3 protein-coding genes are annotated in these 12,364 nt (G+C 76.6%); all 3 read right to left on the bottom strand.

Annotation, left to right across the window (positions count from 1 at the left end; genetic code table 11):
- Nucleotides 1-3: 3 nt before the first annotated feature.
- The 3 genes from ACFYUS_RS28130 to ACFYUS_RS28120 all read right to left on the bottom strand — a co-directional run bounded on the left by ACFYUS_RS28130 (nucleotide 4) and on the right by ACFYUS_RS28120 (nucleotide 12,321).
- Nucleotides 4-1,686: a hypothetical protein gene (locus ACFYUS_RS28130; RefSeq protein WP_388857856.1), complete on the bottom strand. Its 1,683-nt coding sequence runs from the start codon at nucleotides 1,684-1,686 to the stop codon at nucleotides 4-6.
- A gap of 5 nt (nucleotides 1,687-1,691) precedes the next feature.
- Nucleotides 1,692-6,524, bottom strand: a complete 4,833-nt coding sequence (locus ACFYUS_RS28125; protein ID WP_388857852.1) for a hypothetical protein — start codon at nucleotides 6,522-6,524, stop codon at nucleotides 1,692-1,694.
- A 547-nt stretch (nucleotides 6,525-7,071) separates the two neighbouring features.
- Entirely contained in the window at nucleotides 7,072-12,321 is a 5,250-nt protein-coding gene (locus tag ACFYUS_RS28120; protein WP_388857849.1) for a hypothetical protein, read from the bottom strand.
- Nucleotides 12,322-12,364: the final 43 nt, after the last annotated feature.

Raw genomic sequence — 12,364 nt, 5'->3', positions numbered from 1 at the left:
CCGTCATTCCTCCAGGTGGTCGAACCGCAGGCCCGAGGAGGACTCCCCCCGCCCCGGGCGGGCGCGGCGGGACGTCCAGAGGACGCCACGCCCGTCCCGGGTCCGCGCGTACTGGTGGGCCCGGGTCAGGGTGACGCCCTCGCGGGGCACCTCCTCGGAGAAGAGGTCGTAGGCGTTCGGCAGGCCGGGGGTGAGCAGCCGCCCCAGGGGGCGCAGCGGCTCGCCGTCGGGTCCGTCGAGATGACCGAGCCTCAGGACGTACGCGCCGGGGCGCGGCTCCCGGGGAAGCAGCGGGAACCAGTGCGCGGGCACCCCGGTCATCAGCCGGTAGACGGCGGTCCCGCCCGCCACCGCCGGAGCGGGGCGCGGCACGGGCGCCGTACGGGTGCGGTCCAGGGAGCCGCCCGCCGGCGTGGGTACGCGCCGCTCGACGGCCCAGGCCTGGTTGGCGCCCTCGTCGCGGGCGAGCAGCACCTCCTCGACGGGTTCGCCCTCCAGGCCGCCGACGGTGACGGGCGGCACGAACAGCCCGGTGCGCCGACCGCCGTCCTCGGTGCTCAGGCGGTGCACCGACCAGTGGGCGTCCCCCGCGCCCGTACCGGGCGCGGGCAGCAGCGTCGGGCCGCCGAGTTCGGAACTGAACGTGTCGCCGACGACCACCGAGGTGAGGGTGGCGAGGCTGCCGACGGGCACGTCGAGGGGCACCAGGTACCAGTCGTTGCCGTACACGGTGGCGAACTCGGCGACCAGCATCCGGGCCAGGTCCGAGGGCGCCGCCTCCACTCCCCCGAGGTCCACCCGGGCGTCCTCGAACTCCCAGTACCGGCGGGCCGGCATGCCCGGGAAGCGCACCGGCGCCGGGAAGGTCGTGGAGAGCAGCGCCTCCCGGCCGGCGGGGGCCTCCAGACCCGTGTCGCCGCCGGCCGTGAAGTCGGTCCAGTCCAGGGTGCCGCCCTGGTAGGCGGGGGCGGTGAGCGTCGTCTCCGTGCCGCCCTCGGACAGGCCGACGGAGAACCGGTGCTCCAGGCGCCGCGCGTCCCACGCGGGATCCCCCTCGACGGCGATGAGATGACGCTCGTCGTACCAGTCGAGCCAGGAGCGGAGCACGGCGTACGCGGCCGGGGGCAGCCCCCAGCCCGGCTCCTCCGGGGTCGGCGGGGAGGCGTGCAGGCCGAACGCGAGGGCGTGCCCGTCCGGCACCCGGCCCCGCAGCACCGACAGATAGCGCGTGGTGGCCGCGTCGACGGCGCCCTCCTCGCCGGTGAGTCCGAGCGGGAAGTCGTCCAGGAGCATCCCGACGGCCTCGGCGAGCGCGTCGGCCGGAAGCCCCGCCGAGCGGAGCAGCCGCAGCAGGTGCTGGCCCGCCTCGGCGCCCGACCGCAGATCGGCGGAGGTGGCGCGCGGGCCGCCGGGCTCGGCCTCCACCAGCGCTTCGAGGGGCGTGGCGCCGTCGTAGTCGGTGCCGGCGCCCGCCGGGCGGCCCGGCCGGTAGCGGGTGATCCGGTCGGCGTGGCCCCGCACCCGCACCCAGACGGGGGTTCCGGCGTCGTCGCCGAGGAACTCGCCCAGCTGCCACTGCCGGGCCAGCATCCAGGCGGGGTCGTGGACCTGGCCCTCCAGGGAGGGCCGCAGGTCGCCGGTGCGGGCGCGGGGTTCGAGCCGGGTCCAGCTGGTGATCGAAGTCATGGCGCCTACCTCGGGAGGCCGCGGGTGAAGTCGGTGGCGACCGCGTCCTCGTACCGGGTGTTCATGGCGAGGAGCGCGGCGGGGGCGAGCTGGCCGATGTCGGCCACTGCGGTCGGGCTGTCCGGGTGCAGGGCCTCGTAGTCCACGGCGCGCAGACGCGCCAGGTCGAGGGCCGCCTCGACGGTGGCGCCGAGCAGGTCCGGGGTCCAGGTGGGCGAGGCGTCCGGCGGTACGGCGAGCAGCACGGTCTGCGGCGGCGCGGCGTCCGGGGCGTCGATGTGCACGGCGACACCGGTCGTCTGCCGTTCGCGGGGGACGACCTCCGTCCACTCGTCCACGATCAGGCCGCGCAGCGCCCCGGAGAGCAGTTCCTCGGGGGCGGTGACGCCGTCCGGGACGTGCAGGACCAGGGAGAGGCGCGGGCCCGGGGTCTGTCCGGCGGCCGGGGGCAGGGCGGCCCAGCGTTCGGCGCGGGCCGGGTCGTCGGAGACGGTGTACGGGGACTGCGCGACGACCGCCGTGAGCGTGTCGCCGGTGTCCAGGGCCTCCGCGTAGCCGAGTGTCGTGACGAGCCGCTCGACCCCGCGCCGCACCCGGCCCAGGCGGGTGAGCCAGCCGGCGGGGGCGTGCGGGTCGCCCGCGAGCAGCGTGTCGGCGTGCGCCAGGGACGCGGTGAGCGGGCCGGGCGGCGGCGCGGCGAACCCGGGCAGCACGACGAGCTCGGTGCCGAGCAGCGCCGTCAGGACCTCGCGCGCCCATGCGCCGGCCGACAGCGAGCCCTGGGCCCGGGCCCTGTCGAGCGCGGGCAACAGGCCGAGCCTGCGGGCCGGTTCGGGAGCGACGGTCGCGGCGAGCGGGGCCAGGAGCTCGGCGTGCGCGGCGAGTTCCTCCGCGGTCGCGCCGGGGCGCGGCCGCAGCGGCGGGGCCGCGGCCGGGACGCCGACGAGGTTGGCCGCGAGCAGTCCTCGGTGCAGCCGCTCGACGCGGGTCGCGGCGGGCGTGTCGGCCGGCGCGGCGAGGTCGGCGACGGCACGCCGGACGACCTCGCGGACGGCGACGGCCCTCGGCTCCAGAGCCGGGTCGTCCGGCGCGGCGCCCTCGGGGGCCGCCTCGGGCAGGGCGAGGTCGCCTGGGCGCAACGGGCGTGCCGTGCGCAGGAGTTCACGGGCGGCGCGGACCGTCTCCAGGAGCAGCCCGAGCCCCTCGTCGTCGGCGGGCACGGCGGCGGGCCGGGGCGCTCCCGGCTCGGTCACGGCCAGCGCCCCGTCCGCGTGGAGCAGCAGGTGCCGCTCCAGGTCGGAACCGGGCAGCGCCTCCGGGTCCAGGCCGAGCGCCAGCCAGTCCAGCGGCGACAGCGGGATCCCGGCGAGCGGGACCGGGCGTGTCGTGCCGTCGGCGAGGCGGACGGTGTACGTGACGGTGGCCGGCGCGGGCAGCAGGCTGGTCAGCCAGGCGTCGAGCGCGGGCTCGGCGAGGGCGCGGGTCTGCGTGAGCGGGTCACGCGCCCAGCCGTCGGCACCGGAACCGCCGCCGGAGCCTGTGCCGGAGCCGCTCCCGGAGCCCGAGCCCGTACCGGAACCGCTCCCGGAACCCGTACCCGATCCCGTGCCGGACCCGTCGCCGGTTCCGTCCTCCGGGAGGCCCCCGCTTCCGGGAGGCCCTCCGGGGCCGTCGTCCGGCAGGGGGCCGTCGCCGCTGCCGTCGTCCGTCGGCGGCGGGACGACGATCGGCGGGGTGTCCCCCGCGCCGCCGTCGCCGGGGCCGGCGGCCGCGAGCGCGGTGCGGGCCGCCGGGGCGGCCGTGGACGGGGCGGCCGGGTCCGGCAGGAGGACGATCACGCGGTGGGTGATCGCGTCGCCCGCGCGCGGGGTGCGGAGGGACTCCAGTTCCGGGGGCGGGGCCTCGCCGTTGCCCATGGCGTCGATCGTGGCTCCGGCGCGCAGGGGGTTGCCCTGGGCCGCCTGGTGGACCCCCTCGACGAGCAGGGCGTCGGCGACCGCGTCCGCCGCGTCGTCGAGCGCGTCCAGCACCTCCTCGAGGGCGGCGAGTTCCTCCGCCGCGTCGGACGGCACGCCGACGTCGCGGACGAGGTCGAGCCGGCCGGCGGCACGGCGGCGGTGGAGGCGCAGGCCGTCGACGACGTCGTGGGCGGCGATGGTCTCGCTGACCGTGCCGTCGTGGTCGACGTGGGTCGCGGTGGTCGGGGCGAGTTCCCGGAAGCGGTCCGTCCAGGACGCGAGCGTCCGGATCGGGTGGTCCTGGAGCGCCCGCTCGAAGCGGTAGCCGAGGAGGGCGCCGAGCGGCTGCCCCTGCCGGACGCCGTCGAGGAGCCAGGCGGCGGTGCGGGCACGCGCGGACGGCAGGTCGATCGCGGTCGGCGCGTCGGGCAGGTCGCCGTGGGCGCGCTGCGCGGCGCGCAGCACGGCGGCGGTGGTGGCCTGGGCGAGCGAGGGCGTGTGGATCGGTCCGGCCATGTCTGCGGCCTCGAACAGCTTCCACGGCTTGGTCGTGCCGGGGGCCGCCAACGGGTCCGTCACCTCGCCCTGCGGGCGCCGCGCCGGGGGGACCTCCGTCGGCTGGGTCGTGCGGGGCACGACGTCGAGCAGCCAGCCGTAGCCGCCGAGGTGGCAGCCGTACCGGTACGAGGAGTCGGGCCGCCGCAGCCAGGCGAGCCGCTTGGTGGCGAGCGAGGTGATCCACGCGTCGAGGCGGTGCGAGGTCGTGTCGAGGTTCTGCGCGAGCAGTCGCTCCAGGTCCTCGGAGGGCAGCGGCGCCAGCGCCTTCAGGGCGGCCATGGTCTCGTGCAGGGGCTGGAGTTCGGTCCGGTTCCTGGCCTCCGGGCTCCACACGTACCACTCCGCCGTGGACGGGCCGGGGAGTCCGCCCGGCACGGGCCGCTTGGCGCGCTTCCAGATGGTCGCCGTCTTGGCGGCCTCGTCGACGTCGACGAGTTCGGGTTCGTTCCGCTCGGCCCGGCCGGTGCCGATCGCGTAGTCGACGGCGCGGGCGTACTCGGCGAGCAGGGAGTGCCGGGCGAGCCGGTAGAGCAGCGGTGTGGACAGGGCCTGGGCGGCCGGGTCGCCGCCGGCCGCGCCGAGGTCGTGCCACCAGCGGGGCCACGGCATGTTGTCGCGCTCACCGGTCAGCGGGACCAGCGCCCACTCGGGCGGGTCCATCGGCTCGGCGAGGGCGGCCAGGTACTGGGCGGGGGTGCCGCCGGGCGTGCCGGGCGGGGCCTCGATCCACGGATGGTCGAGCGGCCAGGCCTTGTCTGCGTACACGACGCGCCCGGGGCCGAACTCCCAGCCGGGCAGGCCGAGTCGGGTGGTCAGGTCGTGGACGTTGCCCGCGAGGCCCGTGCGCCACTCGTCGTTGAGCCCGAGCGGGCCGAACCGCCACAGCGCGGCCACGTACTCGGTGCCGACGGCGCTGCGGGCGTGCAGGCGGCGGGCGGTCGGGGCCATGCCGAGGATCTCGGCGACGGTGCTCTGCGAGGCCGCGCCGCGCGTGATCCTGGGCACGGCGTTCGGGTCGGCGGCCGAGGGCGCCCAGATGCGGTCGCGCAGGGTGCGCAGGAAGCCGGGGATCGCCGGGTCGAGGCGCAGCGCGCCCATCCCGGTGCCCTCCAGGTCCGTCCAGCGGTCCAGCGGCAGCACGGGCAGGATCCCGTACGGCTGGCTGCCGATCCGCAGGGCGGGCAGCGGGCCGCCGGGCCGCAGGTAGCGGCGGGCGTGGTCGCGGGCACCCATCACCTGCGTCTCGGAGAACCGGTCCTCCGCGAACTGACGCATGTAGTAGCCCCACGTGGCCTCCCACAGGGCGGTGGCCATGTCCCGGACGGCGGTCTCGTCGCGGCGGCCCGCGTCCCGGGCATGGGACAGCGGCACGGGGCCGCCCGCCTCGTTGCCCAGCGGCAGGCCGAACGCCTTGGTGAGCATGTACGCGTTGCTGTCGCGGTTGAACGGCACCATGTCGGTGTGCCGCACCTGGTACGCCTCGCGGTTCGCCGGGTCGCGGCGGCTGTAGCGGGAGGTGGTCGTGGCCGTGTTGTTCGACGGTGCGCCCGGCGGCACGTACCCGAGGCCGCGCGTGTAGTACTGCGCCTCGATGAGGGCGGACAGCTCGGCGGTGGCGGCGGTCGACTTGTCCTCCAGGACGCCGTACGCGAACAGCGCGGCGTAGCCGGTGCCGCGCGGCAGCCGCACGGCCATGCCGATCGCCTCGGCGGCGGCGAAGTCGACCAGCCAGCGAGTGGCCTCATCGGTGGGCGGGGCGGCCGGGTCGAGGTCCTCCAGATCGGCGGTGGGCGCCGGGCCGACGGGCAGCGGGCCGCCGACCGCGCCGCCGACCTTCGTGGTGATCCGGGTGACGGCGGGCGCGGCCGGGCCCTTGGGGTGGCCGACCACGTACCAGCGGCTCGGCAGGGCGCGGGCGACCGGCCGCCGCGTCCAGCTCGCCTCGCGGTGCTCGGCGAGCGAGGGGAACCGGGGCTGGGCGTCCGCCCCACCCGTGCGGGGCTGGTCGTCCGGATTGAGCGGCGTCATGACCCGGGCGATCCACGCGGCCCGCTCGTCGCCGAACCGGTCGGCGACCTCGCCCCACGCGGCCTTCTCCGCGGGCACGTCGCCGCGCGCGGCCCAGATGCCGCGCCAGTAGCGGCGCCCGTACTCCTCCTCGTCCGCGGTGAGGAGCCTCTCGTGGGTGTCGACGTGGATCTCGTCGGGATAGATCCGGACGAGCAGTTCGGTGGCGGTGAAGCGGGTCTCCAGGCGGACGGGCAGCAGCACCACGGGCAGCGTGGTGGGCAGGGTCCAGGCGGGAGGCGGTGGCGTGGTCATCGGCGTCCGTCCAGGTGGCGTGCGGAGGTGGGCGGCTGGGCCGCGAGGTACGGGTGGGGCTGCCGGCCCCGGCGGGCCTGGGCGGCCCCGGCGGGCGAATGGCCGGCCTCGGCGCACGGGTGCCGGACCCCGGCATGCGGGTGGCCGACCTCGGCGCGGGAGTGCCGGACTCCGGCACAGGAGTGGCCGGTCCCGGCGCACGGGTGACCGGCCCCGGCGCACGGGTGCCGGACCCCGGCATGCGGGTGGCCGACCTCGGCACGGGAGTGCCGGACTCCGGCACAGGAGTGGCCGGTCCCGGCGCACGGGTGGCCGGACTCGGCATGCGAGTGCCAGACCCTGGCATACGAGTGCCGGACCCCGGCATAGGGGGGGCCGGTCCCTGCGCACGGGCGGCCGGACTCGGCATGCGGGTGCCGGACGCCGGCGCGGTACGGCCCGGGGCCGGGGCGCCGGGCGGTCGCCCGCGTGGCGGGGACGGCCGCCGGGGCCGCGCAGCCCGCGTGGGTCGCGGCCGTCGGTGACGGTCGGCCGGGCGACGGGTGCGTCATGACGTCGTCCCCGGGGCCGGGGCCGGCTGCGGCGGGTACGCGACGGGGACCTCGTAGGCCTCCGGCGGGATCGTCGGCAGGTTGAGGAGGTTGTCGGCGGGGTCGTCGTTCGCGAGGGTGCGCAGGTGGCGGCCGTCCGGGGTGGAGGTCACCGGGACCCTGCTGCCCGGGGTGACTTCCACGTACAGCGCCTGGCGGGCGTCGAGCGCGGCGAGGGCCTCCGCGAGGGAGAGGCGCCACCAGCGGCCGTCGGGGTGGCGGCCGGCGAGTTCGCGGACGAAGACCTGGTCGCTTCCGGGCACGCGCTTGCGGACGTGGGTGATCCGCAGGCCCGGGCCGTGCAGCGGGAGGAGCGCCGAGGCGTGGTGGGCGACCCGCACCGGCCGCTGGAGCGTGATGTGGGCCAGGGAGGCGGCGTTGCGGCCGAAGGACAGCATCGGCGCCCCGGGGCCGGGGTGCAGCGGGCGCGGGTCCGCGCCGAACGCCGGGACGGTCCCGAGGTAGCGCATCGCGGCCAGTTCCTCGGCGCTGCGGACGGTCGCCGCCCAGTCGACGTCCCTCCAGGTGAAGGGCCTCGGCCCGTACACCGGGTTCTTCGAGGGCTCGTCCAGGCCGAACGCGGGCGCGGTGGGGTGCTCCTCGAAGACGAAGAACCAGCCCGGGTCGGTCTCCGAGCCGAGTGCCTGCGCGACGGTGAGCGGGAAGCCGACGAACAGCACGTCGGCGCCGATCTCCCCGGAGAACACCGGCTCGATCCGCTGTTCGCCGAGGCGGCGCGGCCCGCCGGGCACCGCCGGCGCGAGGGCGCGCCGGGCGTGCAGCCCGAGCGAGGGGAAGCGCCGTACGACCTCGCCGCGGACCAGGAGCACGACGGCGTCGTCGCCGCCCTCCGGCTTGCGCAGGTGCTCGCCGAGCGCGCTCTGGCGGCCCCAGTCGCGCATCGGCGGGACGTCGGGCTGTTCCTGCGCGGGTTCCACGGTGCCGCGCGCGTCCCAGAAGTACCGGAAGGCGGTGGCCCGGCGGTCCGTGGGGAACTCGCGCCACAGCAGCTCGCGGCCCAGTTCGTGGTTGGCCCCGGCGAGGAAGGACTCCACGAACCGGCTGTTGGCGCGCAGCAGCGTCACGGTGTCCGGCGGGACGTTGTGCACGCCGGGCAGGAGGTGGTCGCTGCCGAGCTCGGTGAGGAGTTCGGCCATGGGCTGGGCGAAGGACGGCGGTGCGAGCAGCGGCCCCAGCGGGTCGGGCAGCCCGGAGCCCGCGAGGTCGGCGCCGTCGATGCGGGCGGCGACCCGGGCGGTGACGGCCTTCTCCGGCTCGGTCGCCTCCCGTACGGCTCCGGCCAGCTGCCGCAGGGGAAGGGCGGGTTCCTTCTCCTGGAGTGCCCGGCCCTGGGCCGCGAGCAGTGCCCTCTGGTGCGTCTGGGCGGCGGTCCGGAAGGTCGCGGTGATCGTGCGGCGGCGTTCGGCGACGGTGCCGGGCAGGTCGGCGAAGGCCACGCCCGCGCCCTGGCTGGTCCAGCCGTACGAGGCGCCGGCGTCGGCCGGGATCGGGGCGGACCAGGCGCGCGGCGCGCCGGATCCGCCGTCGACGTCCCAGCCGATCCGGTACGAGGCCGAGTTGGCGCCCGGCCCGTCCTCCAGGACCAGGACGACGAGGTCCGGCTTCTCGGTGCCGCTGAAGTCGGCGACGGCGATGCCGGCGCCTGCGGCGGCCGGCACCGTGCCGGGCACCTGGACGACGGGGCCCCAGGCCGACCGGTCCACCACACCACGGGCGTTGATGTTCCAGCCGACCCGGTAGGAGCACGTCACCCCGGCCGCGGTCTTCTCCGCGAGCATCACGATCAGCTCGGGACGCAGGTCGTGGTTGAGGTCGGCGACGGCGATGTCGAGCCCGACGACGGCGGGCGCGGAATCGTCCGGCCGTCCCGGCCACGGCAGTTCGACCGAGTCGGACCAGCCGCCGCGCGCCAGACCCGTGTCCGGCGCGATGTTCCAGCCGATCCGCATGAAGAGCCGCTTGTTGCCGCTGAGGCCGCCCAGGTAGACGACGATCAGTTCCTGGTTGTCGTCGCCGTCGAGGTCGGCGAGGGTGCAGCTGCCCCCGAGCACGTTCACGGGCGTGCTCAGACCACCGCTGGCGGTCATGGCCGTCGACATGGGCGTCGGCATCGCCACGGGCCCGATCCACCGGGACGCGTTGGCGTCGGCGTCCAGGTCGCGGCCGATCATGTACCGGCCGAAGTTCCCGACGTGGCCGTTGTTGTTGTACTTCTCGATCCAGAAGACGACCGCGTCCGGACGGCCGTTGCCGTCGAGGTCGCCGGTGGCGATGCCGAAGCCCTGGGTGTCCTCGGCGCTCATCCGCCCCGTCATCCCCGGCTTGAGCTGCCATCCGCCGTCCACGGAGCCGTCGAAGTCCGTGCCCCGGCCCAGGCGCAGGTACGGGATGTTGGCGCCCGTCGGCGCGTCCACGTGGCCGACGAGCAGATTCGACAGGAACCCGAGCTGCGGGCGCCAGCGGATGTGGGCCGGGGGCATGGCCCCCGGGAGGCCCTTGCCGCCGAACTCCGGCCGCCCCAGCTGATGCCAGGCGTTGTCTCCCCCGTGGTCGACGACGATCAGCTGCCCGTCCGCGACCACATGGATCAGATTGCCGTACGTGGCGCCCTGGACGCCCTGGTCGGCGCCGCAGGGGACGCGGCCGCCGCCGGGTACGCCGCGGTTGGACATCATCGCCCCCACGACGGCCGTGGAGGTGGAGTAGACGGCGGAGCCGTCGCCGCCCAGACCGAGCATGCGGGACAGGGGCGGCATCTCGTTGACCGGAAGCCAGAAGAGGTACTGTCCCCCCATCCACCAGCTGATGTAGAGGCGGTTGTCGGCGGCCATGCCGAAGTACGTGCGGTCGGCCGTCCGCACGGGGATGCCGTACTGGGGGCTGAACCCCAGCCCCCCGGCCACCGGCTGCAAGCCGGTCATGTCCTCCGTGGTCCAGGCGGTGCCGTTGTGGAGGTAGCGCATCAGATTGCCGGAGGTGTTCACCAGGAACAGCTCCCAGGGGGCCTGGACGCGCACGCCCGCGATCCCCGTGCCGCCCGGCGCCCCGATCCTCTTCCAGCCCCACCGGTCCCCGCGCCCGGTGAGCTCCCACAGCTGGCCCCCGTCGTCCACGACGTACGCCGCCTGGCTGAGGTAGTCCACACTGCCGATCTCGTCCGGCGGCACGAAGCGTGCCACCGTCGCGAGCCGGCCCTCGCCGGTCAGCGCGGGCCTCGTGTAGCCGTCCTCGTGCGGCATCCCGTGGTGCAGCCACACCCACTGGTCGCCGTCCCAGCGCAGCTGGTACAGGTTCCCGTTGGCGCCGACCACGAAGACGTGCAGGTCGCGGACGGCCGAGGGCGGGGAGGCGCAGGTGGTGCCGGGCGGGAAGCCGTGGTCGACCCAGCCGGGCACGTTCTGCTGGGTGACCCGGGACATGAGCCGGCCGTCGTCGGTGACGACGAACACCCGGTTCGGCATCGCCGCGCCCACCCAGCGCACCACGGGCACCGCCGGTGCCACGTCCTCCTTCGGCTCGGTCGGGTCCTTCTCCCACCAGCGGGTCGTCAGCCGGTCGGCGCCCAGGGCCTCGAAACTCCGCTCGGTCCCGGCGAGGTTGTCGACGCCGGTCAGTCCGGCGGGTGTCGACAGCGGCGGGACGGCCGCCTCGGTGCGGCGGGCGAGGGAGGCGGCGAGACCGGTCGCGGCGGTGTCGCCCGCCGCGGGGCCGGTCCCGGAGGCCGCGGCCCGGCGCGCGACCGGGCCGCCGGGCCGGAGGAGACGGCGGAACGCCGGGTCCATCGCCGCGGTGGCCTCCTTGTTGCGGCCCAGCTCACCGGCGGCGGTCCCGTCGCCGTAGCCGACGGCGTCCCGTACGGCGGAGGTCATCTGGAGCATCCGCGCGTCCAGGCGGTCGTCGGCGGCGCCGGCGCCGGGCAGGCGGCGGTGCAGGCTCTCGGCGACCGTGCGGGCCAGCTGGCCCTGCCGCAGCACCTCGTTGGCGCGCCGCAGCTCCGCCGCCTGGTCCCAGGCGGCGGCGACCAGGTCCTCCTGGTTGCGGCGCACGACCTCCGCGCCGAGGGCTGCGGCCGCCCGGTACCGGGGGTCGAGGTTGAGCTCCCGCAGCCAGGTGGGGCCGGCCTGCGGCGACGGCAGCCGGCCGTCGGTGCCGGCCTGCGCGGAGGCGTAGACGGGCGCGGTCAGCTCGGTGTTCAGGGGGCCCGGGTCGAGCGCCGTCTTGTAGGCGGTACGGAACGCGGTGGCGGTCTCCGGGTGCCACGGGCGCGGCTCCGTGCCCGCGGACCGGAGCGCGCCCTCCAGGTCGAGGGTCCGTCCCGGGTGCCCGGCGGGCAGTTCGGGCAGCCCGCCGCCCGCCGCGCCGACGTCCATCGGGCGGGTGCCGACGTCGCCGGGCAGGGCGCGCGGCGTGAGGCCTCGGACGAGGGACTCGAAGTCGCCGTCGAGGCCGGTGCCGAACCGCCAGTGGTGGTAGACGGGCAGGAGGCATTCCGTCACCTCGGGCTGCTCGCCCGGCGCCGGCCATGCCGGACGGAGCTCCCCCTCGGGCACGGGCAGCCCGAGCCCGGCGAGCCGGCCGGCGTCGAAGGCGGGCACCACGGCGGCGAGGTAGCGGGTGCGGGGCCGCAGCCGGCGCGGGGAGAGCAGCCGGGACAGGGTGCGGTCGGGTTCCTCGGCGAGGATCCGGTCCACCTCGGCCTCGGCCGCGCCCTCGTCGGTGGCCACCTGGGCGTGGGCCCACGCCCAGGACTCGGCGAGGACGGGCAGCTCGGTCCGGGGGCAGCGCAGCCGGGGCAGTCCGCCGTCGGAGGGCAGCAGTTCGGCCTGCTGCTCCTCGACCACGACGAGCACCAGCCAGGGCCGCAGCCGGCCGGTCTCGGTGGCGGCGGCGGGGGTGAACAGCCAGGGCAGGTCCGGCCGGTCGAACTCGACCGCGGGGAACAGGTGCGGTTCCGCGTCGGCCGTCTCGGCCGCCGGGAACACCCGCAGGACCTGTCCGGCGTCGATCCCGGTGACGTCCCCGGGCCCGAGCAGCCTGGCCGGGACGGCGACGGGGTCGCGCCCGGTCAGCCGGGGCCGCAGCGTCACGTTCGTACGGGAGGCCATGGGTCCGGAGACGGGGTCGGCGACACCTCCGGCGGCGGCGAGGCCCTCACGGACCCAGGACAGGAAGGTCAGGCCGCTCAACGGGTCCCTCCGGTGGTGATGTGGTCGGTCGCGGGCAGGGGGC

The organism is Streptomyces sp. NPDC004284, assembly GCF_042874035.1.
Taxonomy (GTDB): Bacteria; Actinomycetota; Actinomycetes; order Streptomycetales; family Streptomycetaceae; genus Streptomyces.
This window is presented reverse-complemented; position numbering and strand designations above follow the sequence as displayed.